24 protein-coding genes are annotated in these 23,827 nt (G+C 33.0%); 8 read left to right on the top strand and 16 right to left on the bottom strand.

Features of this window, described 5'->3' with window-relative positions; genetic code table 11:
- Positions 1 to 4: 4 nt before the first annotated feature.
- The 5 genes from rpe to ACNQGB_RS00380 all read right to left on the bottom strand — a co-directional run bounded on the left by rpe (position 5) and on the right by ACNQGB_RS00380 (position 6,858).
- Positions 5 to 667, bottom strand: coding sequence for a ribulose-phosphate 3-epimerase (gene rpe / locus ACNQGB_RS00400; protein ID WP_417943575.1), 663 nt, complete (start codon positions 665 to 667; stop codon positions 5 to 7).
- A gap of 35 nt (positions 668 to 702) precedes the next feature.
- Positions 703 to 882 carry a hypothetical protein gene (locus ACNQGB_RS00395; RefSeq protein WP_417943576.1) on the bottom strand — a complete coding sequence of 60 codons (180 nt, stop codon included), beginning with the start codon at positions 880 to 882 and terminating at the stop codon, positions 703 to 705.
- A 281-nt stretch (positions 883 to 1,163) separates the two neighbouring features.
- Positions 1,164 to 2,027 carry a sigma-70 family RNA polymerase sigma factor gene (locus tag ACNQGB_RS00390; RefSeq protein ID WP_007137700.1) on the bottom strand — a complete coding sequence of 288 codons (864 nt, stop codon included), beginning with the start codon at positions 2,025 to 2,027 and terminating at the stop codon, positions 1,164 to 1,166.
- 220 nt (positions 2,028 to 2,247) lie between these two features.
- Positions 2,248 to 4,815, bottom strand: coding sequence for a DEAD/DEAH box helicase family protein (locus ACNQGB_RS00385; RefSeq protein WP_417943577.1), 2,568 nt, complete (start codon positions 4,813 to 4,815; stop codon positions 2,248 to 2,250).
- A 99-nt stretch (positions 4,816 to 4,914) separates the two neighbouring features.
- A complete protein-coding gene (locus tag ACNQGB_RS00380; RefSeq protein ID WP_417943578.1) occupies positions 4,915 to 6,858 on the bottom strand; it encodes a DNA methyltransferase in 1,944 nt (647 codons plus the stop codon).
- Positions 6,859 to 7,225: 367 nt separating this feature from the next.
- Between ACNQGB_RS00380 and ACNQGB_RS00375 the strand changes: the two genes are divergently transcribed.
- Positions 7,226 to 7,903, top strand: a complete 678-nt coding sequence (locus ACNQGB_RS00375; protein WP_417943579.1) for a DUF433 domain-containing protein — start codon at positions 7,226 to 7,228, stop codon at positions 7,901 to 7,903.
- Positions 7,903 to 8,310, top strand: coding sequence for a PIN-like domain-containing protein (locus ACNQGB_RS00370; protein ID WP_417943581.1), 408 nt, complete (start codon positions 7,903 to 7,905; stop codon positions 8,308 to 8,310). Before ACNQGB_RS00375 ends, ACNQGB_RS00370 begins: the two co-directional genes overlap by 1 nt.
- A 151-nt stretch (positions 8,311 to 8,461) precedes the next feature.
- Here the strand turns inward: ACNQGB_RS00370 and ACNQGB_RS00365 are convergent, their stop codons facing one another.
- From ACNQGB_RS00365 to ACNQGB_RS00345, 5 genes are all read right to left on the bottom strand, one after another.
- On the bottom strand, positions 8,462 to 9,088 hold the full coding sequence (locus ACNQGB_RS00365) for a hypothetical protein (protein WP_417943582.1): 627 nt from the start codon (positions 9,086 to 9,088) through the stop codon (positions 8,462 to 8,464).
- 114 nt (positions 9,089 to 9,202) lie between these two features.
- Complete coding sequence (locus ACNQGB_RS00360) at positions 9,203 to 11,344, bottom strand: polyribonucleotide nucleotidyltransferase (RefSeq protein WP_417943583.1); 2,142 nt, start codon at positions 11,342 to 11,344, stop codon at positions 9,203 to 9,205.
- A gap of 236 nt (positions 11,345 to 11,580) precedes the next feature.
- Positions 11,581 to 11,847, bottom strand: coding sequence for a 30S ribosomal protein S15 (gene rpsO, locus ACNQGB_RS00355; protein ID WP_121924099.1), 267 nt, complete (start codon positions 11,845 to 11,847; stop codon positions 11,581 to 11,583).
- 134 nt (positions 11,848 to 11,981) lie between these two features.
- Complete coding sequence (locus tag ACNQGB_RS00350; protein ID WP_417943584.1) at positions 11,982 to 12,950, bottom strand: energy transducer TonB; 969 nt, start codon at positions 12,948 to 12,950, stop codon at positions 11,982 to 11,984.
- A gap of 33 nt (positions 12,951 to 12,983) precedes the next feature.
- Complete coding sequence (locus tag ACNQGB_RS00345; RefSeq protein ID WP_417943585.1) at positions 12,984 to 13,439, bottom strand: GAF domain-containing protein; 456 nt, start codon at positions 13,437 to 13,439, stop codon at positions 12,984 to 12,986.
- Positions 13,440 to 13,515: 76 nt separating this feature from the next.
- Between ACNQGB_RS00345 and xrtF the strand changes: the two genes are divergently transcribed.
- From xrtF to ACNQGB_RS00315, 6 genes are all read left to right on the top strand, one after another.
- Positions 13,516 to 14,064: an exosortase family protein XrtF gene (gene xrtF, locus ACNQGB_RS00340; protein ID WP_417943586.1), complete on the top strand. Its 549-nt coding sequence runs from the start codon at positions 13,516 to 13,518 to the stop codon at positions 14,062 to 14,064.
- Positions 14,042 to 14,485 carry an exosortase F system-associated membrane protein gene (locus tag ACNQGB_RS00335; protein WP_417943587.1) on the top strand — a complete coding sequence of 148 codons (444 nt, stop codon included), beginning with the start codon at positions 14,042 to 14,044 and terminating at the stop codon, positions 14,483 to 14,485. The genes xrtF and ACNQGB_RS00335 overlap by 23 nt, the downstream gene beginning before the upstream one ends.
- Before the next feature lie 155 nt (positions 14,486 to 14,640).
- On the top strand, positions 14,641 to 15,042 hold the full coding sequence (locus ACNQGB_RS00330) for an HYC_CC_PP family protein (RefSeq protein ID WP_417943588.1): 402 nt from the start codon (positions 14,641 to 14,643) through the stop codon (positions 15,040 to 15,042).
- Positions 15,043 to 15,114: 72 nt separating this feature from the next.
- Positions 15,115 to 17,127 (top strand): TonB-dependent receptor plug domain-containing protein, encoded by a 2,013-nt coding sequence (locus ACNQGB_RS00325; RefSeq protein ID WP_417943589.1) that lies wholly within the window; start codon positions 15,115 to 15,117, stop codon positions 17,125 to 17,127.
- Between the two features lie 17 nt (positions 17,128 to 17,144).
- Positions 17,145 to 17,486 carry a heavy-metal-associated domain-containing protein gene (locus ACNQGB_RS00320; RefSeq protein ID WP_417943590.1) on the top strand — a complete coding sequence of 114 codons (342 nt, stop codon included), beginning with the start codon at positions 17,145 to 17,147 and terminating at the stop codon, positions 17,484 to 17,486.
- Positions 17,487 to 17,760: 274 nt separating this feature from the next.
- The gene (locus ACNQGB_RS00315; RefSeq protein ID WP_309759995.1) at positions 17,761 to 18,441 is read left to right on the top strand and encodes a DedA family protein; all 681 of its coding nucleotides are present in this window, start codon (positions 17,761 to 17,763) and stop codon (positions 18,439 to 18,441) included.
- Between the two features lie 74 nt (positions 18,442 to 18,515).
- Here the strand turns inward: ACNQGB_RS00315 and groL are convergent, their stop codons facing one another.
- The 6 genes from groL to ACNQGB_RS00285 all read right to left on the bottom strand — a co-directional run bounded on the left by groL (position 18,516) and on the right by ACNQGB_RS00285 (position 23,804).
- A complete protein-coding gene (gene groL / locus ACNQGB_RS00310; protein ID WP_417943591.1) occupies positions 18,516 to 20,144 on the bottom strand; it encodes a chaperonin GroEL in 1,629 nt (542 codons plus the stop codon).
- 121 nt (positions 20,145 to 20,265) lie between these two features.
- Entirely contained in the window at positions 20,266 to 20,541 is a 276-nt protein-coding gene (locus ACNQGB_RS00305) for a co-chaperone GroES (protein ID WP_007137725.1), read from the bottom strand.
- A 139-nt stretch (positions 20,542 to 20,680) separates the two neighbouring features.
- On the bottom strand, positions 20,681 to 21,025 hold the full coding sequence (gene secG, locus ACNQGB_RS00300; RefSeq protein ID WP_417943592.1) for a preprotein translocase subunit SecG: 345 nt from the start codon (positions 21,023 to 21,025) through the stop codon (positions 20,681 to 20,683).
- 3 nt (positions 21,026 to 21,028) lie between these two features.
- Positions 21,029 to 21,898, bottom strand: a complete 870-nt coding sequence (locus ACNQGB_RS00295) for a tetratricopeptide repeat protein (protein WP_417943593.1) — start codon at positions 21,896 to 21,898, stop codon at positions 21,029 to 21,031.
- A gap of 49 nt (positions 21,899 to 21,947) precedes the next feature.
- Positions 21,948 to 22,451 carry an LptE family protein gene (locus ACNQGB_RS00290; RefSeq protein WP_417943594.1) on the bottom strand — a complete coding sequence of 168 codons (504 nt, stop codon included), beginning with the start codon at positions 22,449 to 22,451 and terminating at the stop codon, positions 21,948 to 21,950.
- A 93-nt stretch (positions 22,452 to 22,544) separates the two neighbouring features.
- Complete coding sequence (locus tag ACNQGB_RS00285; protein WP_417943595.1) at positions 22,545 to 23,804, bottom strand: sigma-54 interaction domain-containing protein; 1,260 nt, start codon at positions 23,802 to 23,804, stop codon at positions 22,545 to 22,547.
- Positions 23,805 to 23,827: the final 23 nt, after the last annotated feature.

Genomic DNA, 23,827 nt, shown 5'->3' with positions numbered 1-23,827 from the left:
TTTATTAGAAGTTTGTTAGCTTCTTTAAATCAAGTATCGTTTGTGTTGGGTTTTCTGCTTTAAAAACAAAACTTCCAGCTACGAGAACATCTGCTCCAGCTTCGACTAATTGTTTTGCATTTTTACTAGTTACACCGCCGTCTACTTCAATAAGTGTGGTAGCTCCTTTTTTAAGGATTAATGCTTTTAGTTTTTCAACTTTTGCGTACGTGTTTTCGATGAATGATTGTCCTCCAAAGCCTGGATTGACACTCATGATACAAACCAAGTCAACATCATTAATTACGTCCTCCAGTAAGTCAATATTAGTATGTGGATTCATAGCGACCCCCGCTTTCATTCCTTTTGCTTTGATGGCTTGTAGCGTTCTGTGAAGATGCGTGCACGCTTCATAATGTACGCTCAGAATATTTGCGCCTAACTCGGCAAAAGTTTTTATGTAACGGTCTGGATCGACAATCATCAAGTGAACGTCAATTGTTTTTTTGGCATGACGGTTAATGGCTTCCAGAACTGGCATTCCGTATGAAATGTTTGGTACGAAAACGCCATCCATGATGTCAATATGAAACCAATCGGCTTCACTGTTGTTGATCATTTCGATGTCGCGTTGCAGATTTCCAAAATCGGCAGCAAGCACTGATGGTGCGATAAGTGTATTCTTCATTGTGTAGTTGTTATGTAGAGATGCACTGCAGTGCTCTACAGTTTGTGTTGTTTGTGCAAAAGTAGTTTTTTTGCAGCAATTGAAGAAAGTTTTTGGAGATTCAATTCGTCATTGGCCACCGGATTTGCGTAAGGGATAAAGGCGGTATCCTCGCAGCGTAGCGGAGAGATAAAGCCGAAAGCCTGACCCGAAGTTTTTACGAAGGGGTACGCCATAAAAGTGATAGTGAAAGCAATTCCGATTTAAAGAATAAAACTCCGGAGTTGAGAATGAAAGTCGAACAGAGCAAAACTAAACCCGATCCGCCGCGGCGGAGAACAGGCTGGAGTTTTGTTTGATAAAAAAACAAAACTCCGGTAATCAGCCGGAGTTTCAATCATCAATCAAAAAACGAACAGTTAATCAGACCGTCGTTACTTATTAGTCGAAAGCCGAAAGTCAAAAATCATACTGTTGTTGGACGATATGATTTTTGACTTTAAGACTTTTGACGGTTTTATCCTAAATAGGTTTTTAGTATTTTACTTCTTGAAGTGTGTTTTAATCTACGGATTGCTTTTTCCTTGATTTGACGCACACGCTCACGAGTTAGGTCGAAAGTTTCTCCAATTTCCTCTAATGTCATTGGGTGTTGATCGCCAAGACCAAAGTACAAACGAACTACATCAGCTTCTCTTGGAGTCAATGTTTCTAATGAACGTTCGATTTCGGTACGCAATGATTCGTGGATTAATTCTCTGTCTGGATTAGGAGATTCACCTGAACGTAAAACGTCATAAAGGTTAGAATCTTCTCCTTCTACAAGAGGCGCATCCATGGATAAGTGACGTCCAGAGTTTTTCATAGACTCTTTTACGTCATTTACGGTCATGTCAAGTTCTTTTGCAATTTCCTCAGCAGATGGTGGACGCTCGTTAGATTGCTCTAATAAGGCGTACATTTTGTTGATTTTATTGATAGAACCAATTTTGTTCAAAGGCAAACGAACGATACGAGATTGTTCTGCCAATGCTTGTAATATAGATTGACGAATCCACCATACCGCATACGAGATGAATTTGAAACCACGTGTTTCATCAAAACGTTGTGCTGCTTTTATCAATCCTAAATTCCCTTCGTTAATTAAATCGGGAAGCGTCAAGCCTTGATTCTGGTATTGTTTAGCCACCGAAACTACGAAACGTAAATTGGCTTTTGTTAATTTTTCTAATGCTTTTTGGTCACCAGCTTTAATCTTTTGCGCTAACTCTACCTCTTCGTCAGCAGTTATAAGGTCAACTTTTCCAATTTCTTGTAAATATTTGTCTAATGATGCAGTTTCACGATTCGTTACCTGCTTGGTGATTTTAAGTTGTCTCATGTTTTTGTCTCCTCAATTTTATGTGTACAAATGGTTATACGTATTAGGTTTCAAAAAAGTTACAAAATTTTTTATAAAGATTTTTTAGAGTTTTTTTTTGGGCATTTTCGCCGCGGCGAACCGGGCTATACGTTGCAATCTTTTTATGCGCCGTGGCGCATAAAAAGGATTTCCACTACTATCCCTAATGCAACTGACGCTAGAATTGAAAACTATCTTTTTAAAGCTCTAGAACGCTTTCTAATGATTTTTTAAAATCATTCGCCACTCGATTATTATAAAAAGGAACACCCGTAATTCTATATTTATCGGTATTAATTTTTATCGTTCTTTTTTCATCTTCAATTTCTTTAAGAAAATCTTCTTTCCATTTATCGTGAGAAATTAAATGCCCTCCTTTTGGTTCAATAAATACTTGAAAAGTCAGTTCTTCTCCTTCTTTTTGCTTGCAAAATAAGAGAAAGTCAGGTTCAAATGCACGACCTAATTTATCAATGATTTTTATCTCTCTTTCATTTCTTATCAAAAAGATATTATCAAATTTCTTGTTTAAACTTTCAAATCTCTTGGCAAACATTTTCACAAAATCTTTCTCTTCACTTGTTCCATAATTCGCATTGTAAACATACCACGGTTCATTAGCTACTATGCTTTCTTGTCCGTCAGCTCTTTCATCATATTTATTTATTTTTAAAGGTTTATCTCTAAAAACTTCATGTACTTTCTTTAGAATATAATCTGAACCTTCATACTGTGTTAAATTTGCTTTAATCTCTATTTCAATTGCTGATAATAATCCTTGAATGGCCAGTAAATAGTCCTTATTTGAAATAGTTTCTAGTCTCTTTTTATTCCCTACTAAAGCAATTTCAAGATTGCCTAAATAGTTCTTATCGTTTATAAAAAAACTTATTGACGGAATATTCGGAAAGTATTTTGATAATTTATCGAAATGGAAAAATGGATTTTGTGCTAATGCATATCTAATAATATGTTGGTTTATTAGCTCGCTCAGCTTGACATCTTTTGCAGTATTTGTATTGTCATAAATTTCAAAATCAGAACTAAACATTCCTGACATTATGCCACTTCCTGAAGACAAAATATACTCATAATTTTTTTTGACAACACCTAGATCGGCAAATGATTTCACATTAGCATAACTCTTCTCTTTTCGCCTATTAAAAATGACCGTTCCTGTTTTGTAAAAATCAGTTGTTTTGAAATCTTCCTTTAGTTCAAGAGAAAATTGAACAAAATCTTCTTCTTTCTCTGTACTTCCAAAATGCTCCAATGCTTTTTTGAGTTCCGAAATATATTTGCTTTCGTCTTTGGTATGGTAATACAATTCTTCTAAAACCTTAAAATCATTATCTATTTCATCATCATATTTCCTTCTATATTTATCTTGGTCAATATCCAAAGTAAACGGAAAATATCGTGCTCCCCTACCAATTAACTGTGCTTCAGCAACGGTAGTTTTCCCGAATGTTTTATTAGAACCACCTGAATTTTGTCCTTCATACAAGCGCACAATATCAAAAAGATTTAAAACATCCCAACCTTCATTAAGTTTTTGAACGGCAAAAATTGCTCGAATTGGGTTATTAGCATCTTCAAGTGTATTCAATTTTATCTGATTGGCTTCAGTCTCTTTTTCATCATTGGCACTCAAACAATTTTCTGGACGAAAATTAGATTTCAACCTTTTTGCTAATTCGTTTGAAGACAAATGAATACTGTCAAAAAAAGAAAAAGCTTTTTGAACAATAGTCACTGTTGAAGTTTCTCTAATAGCATCAATACTACCTCCATCTAAACTTTCTATCAATTGATGAAAATTCTGTTTGTTTTGTTCGGATTCTTTTATGGTTTGTTTCGCCTTAAAAAGAATAACTGGTTTTAAATTGATATTTTGTTTGGTTGCCAATTCTTGCCGATATTGATTAAGGATAATGGCTTGAATGACACGTTCCTTTTCATCATAATTAGACCGGATTAAATTGATTTCTTTTGAAAATTTGTCTAATCGAAACTGTTTTAAATCATATTTAAAGAGTACTTTATCTTCGTATTTTTTTACAATATCCGCTTTTTCATAGTCCAAAGTTGCTGTAAATTCTAACAAAATATTATTAAAGTCAGCCTGGTGAATATCTTCGATTAACTTTTCCCAACTTTGAAACAATTGCGTTTGACTTTGCGTATTGGCATTATAATGATGTGCTTCATCTCCTAATAAAACTATTTTTCTATTCTTAAAATCCTCCAAACTCAAAGCGTTTTCTTTCTCGCTTTGCACTAAATCTGAATGCAATTTTTGAATTGAAGTAAAATGAATGTTGATGTTTCTATCATCTGCTTCATCAAAATTTCTGACTTCTTTTATATATACTTTCTGTCCATTGACAACAATATCTTGATTGAATAAATATTTGCTCGCCATAGCATTCAAAAAATTCTCTCTGGTTTTATCTAAAATGGTATTAGAATGTACAAAAAACAAAAAATTGCGATATCCTTTTTCATACAAGTAGAGCATTAATCCAGCCATTATAAGTGTTTTTCCACTTCCGGTCGCCATATTGTACATCAAATGAAATGGTTTTCTTGGCTTGCCTTCAAAATCTTCATTATAAAAAAGTATAAAACGCTGAAAAGCTTCTTTTTGATACTCTCTTTCTCCATAACCTGGTTTAAGATTGTCAGAAATATAATTGGGAATTTCAACTTTTGAAATAGCAATTTTACCAAAATTATCCTTTAATGTATCGTATAAATAAGCCATAAATGATTGTTGTTTTTTTGTCATTCCGACGAAGGGGGAATCTCATCACACTAATCAATCGGATGTGATTTCTCCTTTGTCGAAATGACAAGTTTGGGGTTATTTTTTCAATTGATAAAAATCCCGTGTTACTTTTAATTCTTCATCAGTACATTCAAAATCTTTATCCTGTAATGAAGAAAGATTCACATACAATTGATTTTTATCCAATAAAGTAATCAAGAGTTCTTGCTGTGCTGAAAATTCTAATTTTTTGAAGTCTTCAATGTGTTCTTCTTGTTTTTGAATAGCAATATTGTAATTCAAAAAAGATTTATTTTTCATTTCCTCCCAAATGACTAACAAAGTTTTGCTTTTTTTGGCTTTTAAGATTTTATCGATAAAAGTTTGATTGTATTTTTTGAGTTCTAGATAAGTGAAAGAACCTCCGCCTTGCCAATTGACGGATTTAGAGATTCCGCCTTGTTCACCCGCAATTACTTTTTTCAATCGTTCTACGGCTATGGTTTCAATGTAATCCATTTGCTCAATTCCTATGTATTGTCGGTTCATTTTGTTTGCTACTGCTGCTGTTGTGCCACTTCCTAAATGAAAATCTAAAATTATATCACTTTCGATTGTTGATAAATCAATGATTTTTTTAAGTAAAAATTCTGGCTTCGGAAAATCGAAAATCTTATCCTTAAATAATTCATCTAATTCTTTTGTCCCCTTATTTGAAATTAAATTTTTATCAAACCAAACTGTTTTTTCCATTGTGGTACTTGACCTATATTTTTGAAAAACTCTGAAAATTCCATCTGCACTTCTTCTAGCAACAAGGTGATGGTTTTCGTTTTCAATTGCTTTATCTCTTCCCCATCTCCAAACACTATCTAATCCATTTACGGTTATTGGATAAACAACTTCATTTTCGTTTTCATTATTTATAACTTTTACTTTAAATAATTTATTTTCATCTTCGCTATTTAAATCAACATAAAATGGATACCTGAGATTAGGTCTGTTTTTTGAATTAAAAGCGACTGCGTTTTGATTCCTCAAATCAGTTAAATCATATCCTCCTATATTATCAGTAAATTTGAATTTATGATTCTCTTTCTCAACTTCATATATCTTGGCATATGCTTTGTTTTTTGTAAATAATAAAATGCTTTCGTGAGTTCTTGCAAGATTACCATACCTTCTTCCTTCAGTTTTAACAATAGTAGTTATGCAAGAGTCAAAATTATTATTTCCAAAAATACCATCCATTAAAACTTTTAAATAAGCTTGTTCATTATCGTCACATTGTACAAAAATAACCCCATCCTCTCTTAACAATTCCTTTGCAACTTCCAATCTATTCTTCATAAAAGTCAACCAAGTAGAATGATTAAAATTGTCATTATAGCCAAAGCTATCACTTCCTGTATTATACGGTGGATCAATATAAATAAGCTTTACTTTACCAGCAAATTCTTCTTTTAAAGAATGCAAAGCCAATAAATTATTACCTTTTATAACCAAATTATCAGTTATTGTTCCTTGTTCGTTTCTATTAAAACCATCAAATGCTTTTTCTCCTTCAGCAGTAAATGTTTTAGCATTGGTTAATACTTTCGGATCAAGTAATTGGTTGATTTCGTCTTGTGCCAACACTTCATTAAAGAAAATTTCTTCTCGTTTGTCTTCCTCTCGGCTTTGTCCGCCTTCAAGAATACAATCTTTATAGGGCCAAACCAGAGCCACTTCATTTCGTTGGTTTAAGAATTTGCCGTCAATTGTTAATCCTATTTTGTTTTTATAAGCCGTAAAACTATCGTTTAGATAATTCTTTTGTTCCATAAATTCAATAAACAAGGCTTGGTTAAAAACCAAAATGTCTTTGATAGGAATAAAAAAATGAGTTTTAATTTCTTGGTTTTCTAGTAATATGGAGATTAATTCTGTATCGCAATTTTGTGCTTTACTAATGATTACCCATTTTTTCAAGTCACCGTCATCGGTTACATAATTGGGTTCTTTTTTTAAGACTGCTTCGACCGTAGCGTATAGTTTCATGTTTTTGTTGGAGTAACAAAAAATAGGCGCAGGCTAATTGCAATGCTCGTATTCTGCGGGATTCGACGCCCGTACCTACAAAGCAAAGCAACGCCCACGCCTACACGTGAACGTTAGCTTGAACTTCCCTGTAGGTATTATGAAGTGTCGAATTTTCAGAATACAGGTTCTTTCGCTAAACGCTAATTTTATATGTTGTTATTATCTATTTATCTTTTCAATACTGATTTTAGTTATGTAGCAAATATAGTTGATTAGAATTTATAAAAAAAAGGTATTGTTTTCCATAAATAAGTTTGGTGCCAAATGCTAAATAAAATTTGACTTTAAAGATAAATCGTTAGATTTGTGTAAAATATTAGAAAATATGGAGTTTGAAAATCATATAGAAATAGGTTTGGGGATTTTTACAGTTCCTGACATTGCGTCTATATTAAATTTAAAATATTCTAAAGTTAATAGTCTACTAAACGAATATTGGGATAAAAGATTTGCAAGCCAATATGGTGAAAAATATTCTTGGAAAGTTCATAATAGTAAAGCGGTAAGTTTTCACACTTTAGTTGAATTTTATATTTTTTTTCAACTCAAAGAAGTTGGTGTACCAACCCAAAGAATTTTAGATGCACATAGTCAGCTATCTAAACGATTTGATACGGCTTTTCCTTTTGCAAGTTCTAAAATAATAGAAAAAATGACCTGTGCGGGAAAAAGAATTTTATTTGAGATTAATGAAAATGAAATTATAAATTTAGATGCTACAAAACAATTAAATTTAAAATTTATAAAACAATTTGCTCAGAATTTAGATTTTGATAAAAATAATTTGGCGAATAAATTTTATCCATTAGGAAAATCTAATTGTGTAATTGTAGATCCTGATCATCAGTTTGGACAACCAGTTATTAAAGACACCAATATTTATCCGCAAACAATTTATAATCTATATAAATCAAAAGAGACTAAAAAATTTATTGCAGAATCATACGAAATATCTTTAAAACAGGTTAATGATGCTATTGATTATTGTAAAAGCGTAGCATAATGACAAACATTTACATTGATGAAAATTTTTCACATCACCTTGCCGATGGCTTGAATGTTTTTCAAAAACATTTAAATTCAAATGAAAAATTACAAATTCAAGTTTTGTCTATTAAACAAGTATTTGGAAAAGGAGTCAAAGATGAAGATTGGATTCCGTTAGTAGGAGAAGAAAGAGGAATTGTCATAACACAAGATTTAAGAATTCATACCACCAGACATCAAAATGAGCTATACAAAAAACACGGGCTAGGTGTTTTCTTTTTCAAACCGCCATCTACGGGTTTTAGTTTTTGGGAAATGGTAGAACAATTAATTAAACGTTGGCCAGAAATTAAAAAAAAATCATCAGATAATAGACCATTTGCATTTAGAATTACACCAAATAAAATTGAAAGACTATCATAATAATTATAGTTTTCTTTATATCTTTGCGCTCTATTAAGTGCCCTACTATTCATTTGCTTTAGTGCTGCACTATAAAAAAATAAGATAAACCCAGACTTGCTCTGGGTTTTTTATTGGTTATAGTCGATCATGTTTATTATGTGTAGCATTTTTATTTTAAATATCCATTAGCTCTAATCTCTTTGTGAATTCGCGCAATATCTTCAGGGATTTCTCCGGAAATCAGCCAATTAACATCTAATTCATTATTAATAGCGGTGTGCATTAAAAAAGGAATGTCATAAATTAGTTTTCCTAATGTGGAAAGATCTTCTTTAAAATCTAAAAAATAGTCTTCGTTAATAGCTTTTATTAAAAGTAAAATTTTAAAAGCTCGTGCAATTACATAGATGCACAACGTGTACGCTTTTGAATAAGGCACAGTTTCTATTCTTTCCCCGTTAATTGTTAAGAGATGAATTAACATTTTAAGATTTAGGCTTATTTCACCAAACTTGTCTTTAGTGATTTTTACATGTTCATTAATGTCGCCGCTTACATAGCGAATATCTTGTAATAAATACCCAACTGAATAAAATCTATTACTTAGGTAATTGATTTTTTTTAGCATTGCTTTTTCAAAATCATTTCTCTTTTCATCCACGGTTTCTGTAGCGACTAGTTCAAAATGAAGACGGTTAGCCAGATCTAAGTCTTTTTTTAAAAGTCGGAATATCAACTTGTCTTTTTCGGTACTTGGTAATTCTTCTATTGCTTTTTTGAATCCTTTAGAGAACATATTTTTAGAGATTTAGTATTCAAATGTAATACTTTCATTAATTAAACCAAAAATCCCGTTCGCCAGGGCGAACGGGATTTTCTATAAATAAACCTTTAGTAAACTAAGATCTGATTACTCTTTTCTTTCCTCACGTGGAGGTCTTGGTAAAAGTGCTTTTCTAGATACTTTCTCTTTACGAGTTTTAGGATCCATTCCTAGGTATTTAATTTGGAAAGTATCTCCCATATTAACTACATCAGCAACATTTTCTGTACGTTCCCATGCTAGTTCCGATACGTGAAGTAAAACTTCATTTCCTGGCGCATCTAGGTATTCAACTACTGCACCAAAATCTAGCATTTTGATAACTTTCACATCATATGACTCATTCATTTGAGGCTTGAAAGTGATCGATTTAATTTTAGCCAATACTGCTTCAATTCCAGCAGGATCTGTTCCTAAAATTTCGATTACTCCTTCTTCTGTAGTTGGATCTTCATTGATAACAATCGTTGTTCCAGTAGCTTTTTGTAATTCTTGAATTACTTTTCCACCAGGTCCGATTAAGGCACCAATGAATGCATTAGGAATTCTTCTTGTTATGATTTTTGGAGCGTATGCTTTAACATCTTCTTTTGGAGCAGCAAGAGTTTCGATTAATTTTCCAAGGATATGTAAACGTCCGTCACGAGCTTGCGCTAATGCTGCTTCCATAATCTCATACTTCAATCCGTCAATCTTGATATCCATTTGGCAAGCTGTAATTCCTACTGAAGTTCCAGTTACTTTAAAGTCCATATCTCCTAAATGATCTTCATCACCAAGAATATCAGACAATACAGCAAAACGATCTCCATCAGTAATTAATCCCATTGCAATTCCGGATACTGGACGAATCATTTGAATACCAGCATCCATCAAAGATAGTGTTCCAGCACAAACGGTTGCCATAGAAGACGAACCATTCGATTCTAATACTTCAGATACCACACGAATTGTATAAGGACAATCAGCAGGAATCATGTTCTTTAATGCTCTTTGCGCTAAGTTTCCGTGACCTACTTCTCTTCTTGAAGTACCTCTTAAAGGACGTGCTTCACCAGTTGAGAAAGGAGGGAAGTTATAATGTAAGTAGAATTTTTCTTCACCTTGTTCTGATGGAGAGTCAATTTGGTTTGCTTCTCTAGAAGTTCCTAAAGTTGCCGTTGCCAATGCTTGAGTTTCTCCGCGTGTAAACAATGCTGATCCGTGTACAGATGGTAAATAATCTACTTCACACCAGATTGGTCTGATTTCTGTAGTTTTTCTTCCGTCTAAACGTGTTCCTAAATCTAAGGTTACGTTACGAACTGCTTCTTTGTTTGTTTTCTTGAAGTATTTAGAAACTAAATCTCCGTTTTCTGCCAATTCTTCTTCAGTAAATAAAGCTTTCACCTCTTCTTTTACCTCTTCAAATGCTGCTGTACGTTCTTGTTTTGCTGAACCTTTGCTTGCAATAGTATAAATTTTATCGTAAGCTGCCGCTTTTACTTTTGCATAAATAGCTTCGTCTTCTCTTTCTCCTTCGTAAGTACGAACTTCTTTTTTACCAAATGCAGCTTGCAAACGCAATTGAGCTGAGATTTGGTTTTTGATGTGTTCGTGTGCAAATTTAATGGCTTCAAGCATTTCTGCTTCTGAGATTTCTTTCATCTCTCCTTCTACCATTGCGATTGAATCCATAGAAGCTCCAATCATCATATCTATATCAGACAATGCTAATTGTGCACGACTTGGATTGATGATGAATTTACCATCAATTCTTCCAACTCTAGCTTCAGAAATTAAAGTTTCAAAAGGAATGTCAGATAAAGCTAATGCTGCTGATGCTGCTAAACCTGCTAATGCGTCTGGCATTACATCCTCATCATAAGACATTAATTGGATCATCACTTGAACTTCAGCATGGTAATCTGATGGGAAAAGTGGACGCAATACACGGTCTACTAAACGCATGGTTAGTACTTCGTTATCACTTGGTCGCGCTTCTCTTTTGAAAAAACCACCGGGAAAACGTCCTGCTGCTGCAAATTTTTCACGATAATCTACCGTAAGCGGCAAAAAGTCGATACCTGGACTTGCTTTTCTTGAGGATACTACTGTTCCTAAAATAACAGTTTTCCCTATTCTTACTACTACAGATCCATCTGCTTGTTTGGCTAGACGACCTGTCTCGATTGTGATGTTTCTGCCATCACCTAAATCGATACTTTCTACAAATAATTGTGGAATCATAAATTTAATTTATTAGTTAAACATGGGTTCTAGTTGTGTTGTAGTTGTTGTTTTGCGTAGTTAATGCCTAAAACCCAATGAAAAACCAAACTTTTTTTATTCATCATCACAAAATTATGATGACTTTTCGGTGTAGCCTTGATTCTAATCCCTTTTGTGTCAGGACTGCAATAAAATCATTTGACTGTAAATTATAAAATAAAAAAAGAGGCACTTTCGCACCTCTTTTCTATTGATTATTTTCTGATATTCAATACTTTGATAATTTCACGGTATCTGTTGATTTCTGTTTTCTTCAAATAATCCAACAAAGATCTTCTTTTACCTACTAGCAATACTAATGAGCGCTCTGTGTTGTAATCATGACGATTTTTTTTCAAGTGCTCAGTCAAATGGCTAATTCTGTAAGTGAACAAAGCAATTTGAGCTTCGGATTTTCCAGTGTTTGTTTTTTCTCCGTGTTTAGCGAAGATTTCTTCTTTAATCTCTTTAGTTAAATACATTCCAATATTTGTTTAATGATTTTTATGTATGTCTTACATCTATTATAAGACGAGTGCAAAAGTACTATTTATTTTTTAAAACTAAAATTAAACTTTCAAAAGTTTTTAAAAACTTTATATTCAGGTGTTTAATACTAAGGCACTTTAACCGTTATGGGCAATGCATAAAAAAATCGAATAGGAATTCCTCTTATTTTACCGGGAATCCAATTTTTGGCCTCCTTTATAATTCGTAGCGCTTCTGCACCGGTTCCAAATCCTATATCACGAATTATCTTAGTTTCTACTAATTTTCCTTCTAGATCTACAATAAACGTTAAATATATTTTGCCACTTAGACCTTGTATATTTGGTGTTTTAAAGTTTCTACCTACGTATTTATAAAAATCATTAATACCCGTTTTAGGAGTTGGTTTTTGTCTAACTTCAGTGTATGTATATTGAATATTATTGTCATCAGTACTGGTGCCTGTTATCAATTTACCATTTTCGTACTCCTCTTGAAATGTAATTTTTGGATGGGATGAATTTCCGTTCCAAACGCCATGTTTATATCCATTCTTGATTTCACCTTTTTCATAAACGGAATTCTTGTGTTCGATGCCTTCACTGTCATTTTCAATTAATGCAGCGTACGTTCCATTGCCGTCAATAATCTGGTGGGAATTGTTGGAATCCCAATACTGGAGTAGTTTTTCAACACTTTCGTTTTTGATTTTATCAAAAGTAATGTCCTTCTCAAATTGTAAAACTCCATTGTCGTACCATTGAAATTGTTTTCCTTCTAAATGGGAATCATTATAATTCGAAATCTGTTTTTTGGTACCATTCTCGTAAAATGTCACTGCAGTACCATCCAATCGTATTCTGTCTCTATCTTTTGTGGTGCCTGTTAATGCTACTTGACCAGATTTGTAATACTCTGAAAATTGGTACTCTTTTTTTTCTACATAGTATTCCTTCACGGTTCTTATGAATTTGTAATTAACTTCTTCGCTAATATTGCCTAAGGAATCAATATAGAATGCCGCATCTTTATTTTCTTGGCCAAATGAAGGTGTTAAAATAAATAAAAGGAGCAAATTAATAAAGTGATATTTCATAGTTGGATGCTTGTATTAATTTTGTCAATCAGTTTAATACAATTTTGATATTTCTGCACAAACAAACTCTAAAAATCGTTCGTCTTCAGCAGTAAAAGGATCTAACACGTGGCTGTCAATGTCTATTTGACCAATATTTTTACCGTCTACAAATAATGGGACAACAATTTCTGATTTCACGGTAAAACTACACGCGATATAGTTGTCTTGAGCTGCAACGTCGGGAACTACAAAGTTTTCATTAGAAACTGCCACTTGTCCGCAAATTCCTTTTCCAAAAGGGATAACGGTATGATCGGTTTCAGCACCCACATAAGGCCCTAAGTGCAATGTTTTGGTATCGTGATTTGCAAAATAAAATCCAACCCAATTGTAATAGTCAATAGAGTTGCTTAGTAGCTCACAAATAGAGAGTAGTTTTTCGTCTCTTGAAAGTGTTGTATTTAATGTGATTTCGGTTACTTTTGGTTGTAATTCTTGAAATGTCATATTTTTAAATTTTTATTTATACAAAAGTATTTAAAGCCAGTTTCAAAAATTACATAAATTTGTTAAAAAATAGATCTTGAAAAAATATTTTATTCTTTACAAACCTTTTTTGCTTTTTTTGGCATCTTTTTTTTTAACGTATATTATCCTGACTGTTTGCTATCAGCAGTATCTTAATAGTTTTGAAGTGAATAAAGTTGATGGTATTACCAGATTAGTTAGTGAGAATACAGAACAACTATTGCTACTCTTCGATGAAGGTTCCTCAATAGTAGAAAGTGATTCGCACCCTTACATTAAACTATTTTTCAATCAAAAATATGTTGCGAGAATCGTAGAAGGTTGTAATGCAACTAGCGTAATTATTTTATTCATCTCATTTGTAATTGCTTTTTCTGGAAAATTAAAAACGACACTGTTTTTTATTTTTGGCGGTAGCCTTCTTATTTATGTTTTGAATGTAATGAGAATAGCAGCTCTTAGTGCACTTATTTTTTATTTCCCAAAACAAGAGCCATTTCTGCACGGAGTGCTGTTCCCTTTGTATATTTATGGTGTAGTTTTTATTTTGTGGTTAATTTGGGTTCGTAAATTTTCAAGATATGCTTCAAAAGATACTAAATGACAAACTGACGTTTGTACAATTTCTTTTTTTGGTTGTATTATTAGTGCTTGTTCGCGCTTTTGAAAATCAGTTGTTCTATGATCCTTTTCTTGATTTTTTCAAAAAAGATTTTACGATATTAAGGTTGCCATATTTTGATTCAACACAATTATTTTTAGGGCTATTCTTTCGTTATACATTGAATACAACTATTTCATTAGGAATTATTTATGTCTTTTTCAAAGATGTAACGATGGTCAAATTTGCCTTCGTCCTGTATTGTTTTTTCTTTTTAATTTTAATAGTTGCTTTTTTTTGTGTTATCAATCTAGATAGAGAAAGCAATAATTTGCTTTTATTCTATGTTCGTAGATTCTTGATTCAGCCTATTTTTGTTTTATTATTTATTCCCGGATTTTATTATCAAAAACAAAAAAATTGATTCCGTTTTTCTTTAGAATAAGCCAATTTATATTGTTTTGGATGATACTTTTTTTTAAAATCTTAAATAGTAAAGCATTCATTCCATGCAATTTTAAGGTTGTGAATTTTTATTAAAATTAATTTTTTTAAGGTATTAATTGCTAATTTTACAACGTGAAACAAACCAAACAGATCTGTATTTTTCTCGCATTTTTCATATTGTTTTCCAATATGAGATTCGCATTTAATATTCGTTATTGCGGTAACGATATTACTTCGGTTACGCTGAAAACGCCTGCTCAGGATCAGAATTTAGAAAAAGATTGTTGTGGAGTTGTTGAAAAAAAATCACATTGTTGCAAAGATAAAGAGGTTAAATTTCAAAAGAACACAGATGATTTAATTCAAAAAACAGTCTCTTATCATTTGGATTTTATGTTTCTAACGAATGAATGGAATTCTTCCGTGTTTTCATTTGTTTCAAATTTTAAAAAAGACTCATTTACTTCGTATTACTGCGATGCAAATGCGTCTCCTTTTTTTAAATTATACCACCAATATATTTTCTACGCGTAGTTTCAATGTTTCTACAAAAGTTAAATCACGTTATTTGTGATTTTATATTTTTTAAAACATTAAAAATCAATAATGAAAAAACAAATTTCAATACTTTTATTGTTCTTATTTTGTAGTTTTAATTCGTTTTCGCAAGATACTTTGCAAGAGATTAAAGTGCAGAATGACCGTAAAAGTTTAAAAAAATCATATAGCCTTACGGCAAATACGACTACTCTCACAAGCAAAGAATTGCTCAAAGCTGCTTGTTGTAATCTGGCAGAAAGTTTCGAAACCAATCCTTCAATTGATGTCAATTTTTCGGACGCATTGACGGGAACGAAACAAATAAAAATGCTAGGATTAACGAGCCCTTATCTAATGATTACCGAGGAGAATATTCCTTCGGTACGTGGTGCTTCTCAAGCCTACGGATTGTCCTTTACCCCGGGAACTTGGGTAGAAAGCATCCAAATTACCAAAGGTGCTGGAAGTGTTGTCAATGGGTACGAAAGTATTTCGGGACAAATTAATACTGAATTAATAAAGCCAATCAGTGATATTCCATTTTTTTTGAATTTCTACGGTGCGACAGATTCTCGTTTTGAATTAAATACTCATTTCAACAAAAAGATTTCTGAGAAGTGGAGTAGTAGTTTGTTCCTGCATGGAAACACAAGAGTTTCAAAAAATGATATGAACGACGATGGTTTTCTCGATAATCCGTTGGCCAAACAAATTAATGTTCTAAACCGTTGGCAATATACTAATGCCGAAAAAGGATGGGTAAGTTTTATCAATTTCCGGTATATGAATGATCAAAAACAAACGGGAGAATTAAATTTTGACCCAGATAAAGATAAGGGAACAACTAATTATTGGGGTTCCGAAATCAATACTGAACGTGTGGATGTTTCCACTAAAGTAGGATATGTTTTTCCGGATATGCCCTATCAGAGTATTGGTTTTCAGAATGCTTTCAATAGTCATGATCAAAAGTCGTATTTTGGTTTAAACCAATATAACATTAAACAAAAAAGTTATTACTCAAACCTAATTTTTAATTCGATTATCAATAATACGAAGAATAAGTTCTCAACGGGTTTGAACTTTACCTATGATAAATACGGGGAATTTGTCAATGTGAATGATTACAGCAGAATTGATAACTCGGTGGGTGCTTTTTTTGAATATACCTATGATAACACGGATGATTTTAGCATAGTTCTTGGCGGTAGAATAGACAATCATAATCGTTTGGGGATTTTTGCTACGCCAAGATTACATGTGCGATACAATCCCTGGGAGAAAGGAGTTTTGCGATTTTCGGCAGGAAGAGGGAAACGAAGCGCTAATGTTTTTGCCGAAAATCAACAGCTTTTAGCAAGTTCAAGAACCTTTGATTTTTTAGATACCAAAGGTAAAATATACGGTTTAAATCCTGAAATTGCATGGAATTACGGGTTGAGTTTTATGCAGGGTTTTTTACTTTTTGACAAAAGTGCTGATGTTGGTTTTGATTTCTACAGAACCGATTTTCAAAATCAAGCTGTTGTTGATGTGCTACAAAGTCCGCAACAGGTTTTGTTTTATAATTTAAAAGGGAATTCGTATGCGAATAGTTTGCAAGTAGAATTTAATTATGAGTTGAAAAAGCGTTTTAATTTGCGAACAGCCTATAAATTCTATGATATTCAAACTGATTATTTGTCAGGAACCTATCAAAGGCCGTTGCAGGCAAAACATCGTTTCTTTGGGAATTTAGGATATGAAACTCCTGTTTTAGATAAGGGAAAACAATGGAAGTTTGATTACACGTTGAATTGGCTAGGAAAGCAGCAATTGCCTACTACTACAACCAATCCAGAAGTAGACAGGTTACCTGAATTTTCGCCATCATTTTCTGTAATGAACGCTCAAGTTACAAGAATTTTTTCTAACACTTTTGAAATATACATTGGCGGAGAAAATATTGGAAATTACAAACAGGAAAATGTAATACTGGGTAATGAAAACCCATTTGGACCTACTTTTGATGCGTCAATAGTTTATGGTCCAGTTTTTGGACAAATGTATTACATGGGTTTGCGATTTAAAATTAAATAATCTTAAAAAAATAAAGGATGAAAAATATTATTGTTGGAGTTTTATTGTTATTTGCTGTATTTACAAGCAGTGCACAAGAAGTAAAAAATAAAAATGCAAAGATTGAATTTCATGTAAGTGGAAACTGTGAAATGTGTAAAAAAAGGATCGAAAAAGCGGCATTGAGTGTTTCAGGAGTAAAGTCTTCAGATTGGCACATGGACTGTGGTACGCTTTATTTAATCGTAAACGAGCAGAAAACAGATGTAACAACAATTCAAAAAGTGATTGCTGCTGTAGGTCACGACACTGGCGAATTTAAAGCATCTAAGGAGGTTTATGATGGTTTGCATTCCTGCTGTCAATATGATCGGAAATAATGTGGTAAACCAAAGTGAAAGCTTTGGTTTTTTTATGGGTGTTTTGTAGCGATTTTTTTAGCGTCGCTACCCTTAGAGGAAAGTGAAAGGAACTTATATAGTTTGGAGTGCTATTAATTTTTTGTGAGCAGTAATTTTAGACTTTAAAAAAATGTAGCGTTATTATAGTTCATTTAAATAGTTAATAAAACTTTAAAATAGTTTCATAAATTGTGGTTAAGATATATTATCCGTACTTTCACGAACGAATAATTGTAGCATAAAACCCCCTAGAATGAGCGATTTTGATTGGAAGAATTTGATTGACCCACTTTTTTATATTCATTTTGATATTAATGGAATTAAATTGGGAATTTATATAGTTTTATTTATTGTCTTTGCCGAAACTGGTCTTTTTGCAGGTTTCTTTTTGCCAGGTGATAGTTTGTTGTTTTTGGCAGGAATCTACAATAGAGATTTAATTGAAAATATTTTATTCATCGAAAATGATTTCATTAATGTCGCTCTTTTAGCAACATTTGTAGCATTATCAGGGATTTTAGGTAATGTTGTTGGTTATTGGTTTGGTTCAAAAAGTGGCTATTATTTGTACAACAAGCAAGATAGTTTTTGGTTCAAAAGAAAATATTTGGTTCAGTCCAAAGATTTTTTCGAAAAATATGGTGGTAAAGCCATTATTTTCGCTCGGTTTCTTCCAATATTCCGAACATTTGCCCCTATAGTTGCTGGGATCGTTTCTATGGATAAACAGAAGTTTATGTTTTACAATATCTTAAGTTCCTTTATTTGGTCATTCACACTGATTTTCGCAGGGCATTATTTGTATGGCTTTTTACTAGAAAATTATCAAATCGATTTAAAAGAACACATCGAACTTATTGTTATTGCACTTGTCGCCATAACAGTTTTACCAGTAATTTACAAGTTTAGTAAAAGATCTAAGGTTCAAGAATAGAGTAAATTCAAAGCGTAAAAAAACCGTCTCAATAATTATTGAGACGGTTTTTTTAGGATTAAAAGAAAATGGAATTACATCATTCCTGGCATACCACCACCCATTGGGTGTCCGCCGCCATTATCTTCTTTAATATCAATCAAAGCACATTCAGTAGTCAATATCATTCCAGCAACCGAAGCTGCGTTTTCTAATGCTACACGAGTAACTTTTTTAGGATCAATGATACCTGCTGCAAGCATGTCAACGTACTCGTCTGTTTTGGCATTGTATCCAAAATCACCTGAACCTTCAGCAACTTTAGCAACAACTACAGAACCTTCAAGACCTGCATTTTCAACAATAGTTCTCAATGGTGACTCTACCGCACGAGATACAATTTGAATTCCTGTTGCTTCATCAGCATTGTCAGCTTTAATACTGCTTAAAACATTTTTAGCTCTTAATAAAGCAACACCACCTCCTGCAACAATTCCTTCTTCAACTGCAGCACGAGTAGCGTGAAGTGCGTCATCAACTCTGTCTTTTTTCTCTTTCATTTCTACTTCAGAAGCAGCACCAACGTAAAGTACAGCAACACCACCAGCTAATTTAGCCAAACGCTCTTGCAATTTTTCTTTGTCATAATCAGAAGTAGTCGCTTCCATTTGACCTTTAATTTGATTCACACGATTTTTAATCATGTCCGCTTCACCAGCACCACTCACAATAGTAGTATTGTCTTTATCAATAGTTACTTTTTTAGAAGTACCTAACATTTCGATCGTAGTATTCTCTAAAGTGTACCCTCTCTCTTCTGAAATTACAGTTCCTCCAGTCAAGATAGCAATATCTTCTAACATAGCTTTTCTTCTGTCTCCAAAACCAGGTGCTTTTACAGCAGCAATTTTCAAGGCTCCACGCAATTTGTTTACCACCAATGTAGATAATGCTTCACCATCAACATCTTCAGCAATAATTAATAATGGTTTTCCAGATTGAGCTATTGGTTCAAGAACTGGTAATAATTCTTTTAAGGAAGAAACTTTTTTGTCATATAAAAGGATGTAAGGATTTTCCAATTCTACTTCCATTTTTTCTGAATTAGTCACAAAATAAGGAGAAAGATATCCTCTATCAAACTGCATTCCTTCTACAACATCAACATAAGTATCTGTTCCTTTTGCTTCTTCAACTGTAATTACTCCTTCTTTTCCAACTTTTGCGAAAGCAGTAGCGATTAACTCACCAATTACTTCGTCATTGTTAGCGGAAATTGAAGCAATTTGTTTGATCTTTTCAGAATCACTTCCTACTACTTTTGCTTGTTTTGCTAAGTCAGCTACAATAGCTTCAACTGCTTTATCAATACCGCGTTTCAAATCCATTGGATTTGCCCCAGCAGCAACGTTTTTCAATCCTTCTTTTACAATTGCTTGCGCCAAAACTGTAGCGGTTGTAGTTCCATCTCCTGCTAAGTCATTAGTTTTAGAAGCTACTTCTTTTACCATTTGAGCACCCATGTTTTCCAATGGATCTTTTAATTCTATTTCTTTTGCAACTGTTACACCATCTTTAGTAACGTTTGGTCCACCAAAAGCTTTTCCAATAATTACATTACGACCTTTTGGTCCAAGAGTTACTTTTACTGCATTTGCTAATGCATCAACACCACGTTTTAATCCGTCACGTGCTTCAATATCAAATTTTATATCTTTTGCCATTTTATTCTTTATTTTTCATCACCCCACCCTCTCCAAAGGAGAGGGAGTCGAGATGAATATTGTTTGTAAATATTTTTTATGTATTCCAATCTCCTCCCTTTTGGGGAGGTGGGAGGGGATTTTAGATTATTGCTAAAATATCGTCTTCACGCATGATCAAATAATCTTTTCCTTCCAGTTTTAATTCAGTACCAGCATATTTTCCGTAAAGAACAGAATCGCCAATTTTCACAGTCATTGTGTGTTCTTTTGTTCCGTTTCCAACAGCAACGACAGTTCCTTTTTGTGGTTTTTCTTTTGCTGTATCTGGAATAAAAATCCCTGAAGCAGTTTTTGTCTCTGCAGCAACAGGTTCAATTAGAACTCTGTCTGAAAGTGGTTTAATGTTTAAAGCCATGATTTTATATTTTTTTAGTATTTATTTTTATTACAATATATTTATTTCAGAAATTATGCCATCCTAATCAAACTGACATAATTTCTTATAAAAAATGCCAGCTTTGACAGGCTGGCATTTTAGAATATATTGTAATAATTTATTTTGTTGGATTTGCGGCTGCAGGTGTATTTGTAGCAGGAGTAGCAGGCGTGTTTGTAGCTGGTGTCGCACTTCCTGTGTTTTCAATGATTTTAGAATCAGTATCACTAAATGTTCCTGTAAAGCTAAAGCTAGAAAATAAAATAAGTACTATTAATATTGTAGCTAATGTCCAAGTACTTTTATCTAAAAAGTCTGTTGTTTTTTGTACCCCACCTAACATTTGAGATCCACCTATAGTAGAGGATAATCCACCACCTTTAGGATTTTGAACCATGATAACCACGATTAATAGAAAACAAACTATAGTTATTAAAACTAAAAAAATTGAAAATGTGCTCATTGTTTAATTGTTATTATTATTTTGTAAAATCTTAATATCCGATATGCGTTCTGCAAAGAAACTACTTTTTTCTGGATATTTCAAAATTAATATTTCATATGCTTGAATCGCTTTTTGATATTTTTTTTGTTCTAAATACACTCTTGCTAAAGTCTCTGTCATCAAGAACGAAGTGTCTGTCGCATGTGATTCAAAAGTAATAGTGGAGGCAACGCCATGCTTAATTGGTGAGATCTTTGGACTTGCTTGAATGAATTTATCGATCAGTTTTAATTTCTTTCTTTTATCTTCATCATGTAAAGGGTATTCTGAAGGAGTTTGGATCTCTTTTTCTCTTTGAATAGGTTGTTTTCTCGAGAGTTGAAGCCATTCCTGAAAAGAATGTTGTTCACTTTTAGAGAAGTCTAACGGCTGACCAATGGACAATTTCTCTTCCGTGGATTTAGTTTGCTCATCGACTTGTATTGGAGTAGCCTCTTTTATCGAGGTAAGTATTGAACGTTCTATTGCGTTAATTTTTGTTTCCTGTTTAACTTCAGTTTCAATAATCTCGCTATCTACTACTTGTATATCGAGTATTTCTAATGCTTTTTTATCATATAGTCCCTTTTGAATAGAAGTAAACGTATCAGAAGTAATGAATTCAAATAGAACACTTCTATCGGTACTATATGCAGCAGTAGTTTTTAATGCTTCGTTGTATTTGTAGCTGTTTTGGTTGTAAAGCCCTTTTAATTGTATGGCTCTGGCACTTTGAAAATAAGGAAACTCATCGAGTACTTTTTCCAAAGCCTCCGTTTGCTTTTCTTGAGTAGCATCAGGTTTATTAATCAAATAGGTATAATCAGTTACATTCATAAAAGCTAGTAGCATTTTAGTTATTCGTTAATTTGTTATTTTATTTAACGAATCAATATTTTATTTACCATTTTGCAAGCGACTCATTAAAAATATCTTGCGTTATTCTTTCAAAAATATCTTTCAAAGCACTATTCAAAGTAGCGCCAGTCAATTGTTGTTCTGCAGGATAATCGTAGAAAAAGGCAAATGGTTTTTCAAAATCATCTGTTTCTTTTTTCTTGTTTGTAAAACGAACATTAACCCGAATAGTCAAACGATTTTGAGCCGCTTGTTGATCAGCAGTTGCTGTCATTGGACTTATTCTATAATCCACAATCTCACCTTCATATGTTAAATCTGCACCATTTTTGACTAAGTTTAAATTAGTTTGGTTTTGAATTAAATCTTGGAGTTCTAATGTAAATGTTCTGTCTATTCCGGGTTCAATTAGCTCAGCATTATTCTGAAAAAAACCAACTTGAAATGTTTCTCCATCAATTTTTCCTGTCCCCGTAAAATTGTAGACGGAACAACTGTTAATACCCAATATAATTATGGAAAAAAGAATACGTTTTATATGTTTCATTTTCTATTTTAAATTACTTCGCAAACTTGTTAACACTTTTGTCAAAGATATTCATTTTGTGTTTAAACACTCGTGCCATTTTTTTTGAAAATGCTACAAATCAAATTGTTTGATTTTGCGGTACAATGTTCGTTCAGAAATACCCAATTCATCTGCTGCTGCTTTTCGTTTTCCTTTGTTTTTTTCTAATGATTTTTTAATCATTTCGATTTCTTTCTGTTCTAAACGTAACGTTTCTTCTTCCTCGATGGTTTCTGCAAAAAGATAATTATCCTCATGTTCTTGATAATGCTCTTCATTATTCTGTTTTGTTGAGATTAACGATGAACCAGGTTCTTCCTCAAAATCGATCTCGCTATCGTTTTCTTTGGAACCATATATTTTTTTTATCAAATTTTGATTGGTCTCTTGCACTTTCGAGCTTCCGTTTTGAATTAATTCCAACGTTAATTTTTTTAGATCATTCAAATCACTTTTCATGTCAAAAAGTACTTTATATAGAATTTCTCTTTCTGTTGAGAAATCATTTTTACTTTTCTTGTCTTTAATGACTGACGGAAGGTTGCTGCCTTGCTCAGGTAAGTAAGACTGTAGTGTAGTTGTAGTTATGTCACGATTCGTTTCTAAAACAGAGATTTGCTCGGCTACATTACGCAATTGTCTAATATTTCCGCTCCAACGGAATTTTTGCAGCAGCTCAATCGCATTTTCATCCAGTTTCAATGGAGGCATTTTATATTTATGCGCAAAATCAGCAACAAATTTCCTGAATAACAAATGAATATCTTCTTTTCGATCCCGCAAAGGAGGTAAAGTAATATCCACAGTACTCAAACGATAATATAAATCCTCACGGAATTTTCCTTTTTCTATGGCATCGAATAAATTAACATTGGTTGCCGCTACAATGCGTACGTCAGTTTTTTGAACCTGTGAAGAACCTACTTTTATAAATTCGCCATTTTCAAGAACACGTAATAAGCGCACTTGCGTGGTTAAGGGTAATTCGCCCACTTCATCTAGAAAAATCGTTCCGCCGTCAGCCACTTCAAAATAACCTTCACGAGTGCCTGTTGCTCCAGTAAAAGCGCCTTTTTCATGTCCGAAGAGTTCACTGTCAATCGTGCCTTCTGGAATGGCTCCGCAGTTTACAGCAATGTACTTCCCATGTTTTCTATGTGAAAGAGAATGAATAATTCTGGGAATATTCTCTTTTCCAACTCCGCTTTCTCCAGCTACCAATACAGTAATGTCAGTAGGAGCAACCTGAATGGCTTTTTCTATCGCACGATTAAGCTTCGGGTCATTCCCGATAATCTCAAATCGTTGTTTTATGTTTTGAACTGATTCCATATTTTTTTTCTCAACCACAAATT

The sequence above is a fragment of the Flavobacterium frigidum genome (assembly GCF_048286795.2).
The sequence above is the reverse complement of the archived record's forward strand: the minus strand, read 5'-3'. Positions and strand labels throughout refer to the sequence as shown.

Coding starts and splice junctions, on each gene's coding strand:
- groL (WP_417943591.1), bottom strand. CDS start 20,144: ATGGCAAAAGATATAAAATTTGATATTGAAGCACGTGACGGATTAAAA.
- ACNQGB_RS00375 (WP_417943579.1), top strand. CDS start 7,226: ATGGAGTTTGAAAATCATATAGAAATAGGTTTGGGGATTTTTACAGTT.
- ACNQGB_RS00385 (WP_417943577.1), bottom strand. CDS start 4,815: ATGGCTTATTTATACGATACATTAAAGGATAATTTTGGTAAAATTGCT.
- ACNQGB_RS00360 (WP_417943583.1), bottom strand. CDS start 11,344: ATGATTCCACAATTATTTGTAGAAAGTATCGATTTAGGTGATGGCAGA.
- ACNQGB_RS00350 (WP_417943584.1), bottom strand. CDS start 12,950: ATGAAATATCACTTTATTAATTTGCTCCTTTTATTTATTTTAACACCT.
- rpsO (WP_121924099.1), bottom strand. CDS start 11,847: ATGTATTTAACTAAAGAGATTAAAGAAGAAATCTTCGCTAAACACGGA.
- ACNQGB_RS00285 (WP_417943595.1), bottom strand. CDS start 23,804: ATGGAATCAGTTCAAAACATAAAACAACGATTTGAGATTATCGGGAAT.
- ACNQGB_RS00390 (WP_007137700.1), bottom strand. CDS start 2,027: ATGAGACAACTTAAAATCACCAAGCAGGTAACGAATCGTGAAACTGCA.
- ACNQGB_RS00295 (WP_417943593.1), bottom strand. CDS start 21,898: ATGCTACTAGCTTTTATGAATGTAACTGATTATACCTATTTGATTAAT.
- ACNQGB_RS00380 (WP_417943578.1), bottom strand. CDS start 6,858: ATGAAACTATACGCTACGGTCGAAGCAGTCTTAAAAAAAGAACCCAAT.
- ACNQGB_RS00320 (WP_417943590.1), top strand. CDS start 17,145: ATGAAAAATATTATTGTTGGAGTTTTATTGTTATTTGCTGTATTTACA.
- ACNQGB_RS00365 (WP_417943582.1), bottom strand. CDS start 9,088: ATGTTCTCTAAAGGATTCAAAAAAGCAATAGAAGAATTACCAAGTACC.
- ACNQGB_RS00325 (WP_417943589.1), top strand. CDS start 15,115: ATGAAAAAACAAATTTCAATACTTTTATTGTTCTTATTTTGTAGTTTT.
- ACNQGB_RS00290 (WP_417943594.1), bottom strand. CDS start 22,451: ATGAAACATATAAAACGTATTCTTTTTTCCATAATTATATTGGGTATT.
- ACNQGB_RS00395 (WP_417943576.1), bottom strand. CDS start 882: ATGGCGTACCCCTTCGTAAAAACTTCGGGTCAGGCTTTCGGCTTTATC.
- secG (WP_417943592.1), bottom strand. CDS start 21,025: ATGAGCACATTTTCAATTTTTTTAGTTTTAATAACTATAGTTTGTTTT.
- ACNQGB_RS00335 (WP_417943587.1), top strand. CDS start 14,042: ATGCTTCAAAAGATACTAAATGACAAACTGACGTTTGTACAATTTCTT.
- ACNQGB_RS00305 (WP_007137725.1), bottom strand. CDS start 20,541: ATGGCTTTAAACATTAAACCACTTTCAGACAGAGTTCTAATTGAACCT.
- ACNQGB_RS00345 (WP_417943585.1), bottom strand. CDS start 13,439: ATGACATTTCAAGAATTACAACCAAAAGTAACCGAAATCACATTAAAT.
- ACNQGB_RS00370 (WP_417943581.1), top strand. CDS start 7,903: ATGACAAACATTTACATTGATGAAAATTTTTCACATCACCTTGCCGAT.
- ACNQGB_RS00315 (WP_309759995.1), top strand. CDS start 17,761: ATGAGCGATTTTGATTGGAAGAATTTGATTGACCCACTTTTTTATATT.
- rpe (WP_417943575.1), bottom strand. CDS start 667: ATGAAGAATACACTTATCGCACCATCAGTGCTTGCTGCCGATTTTGGA.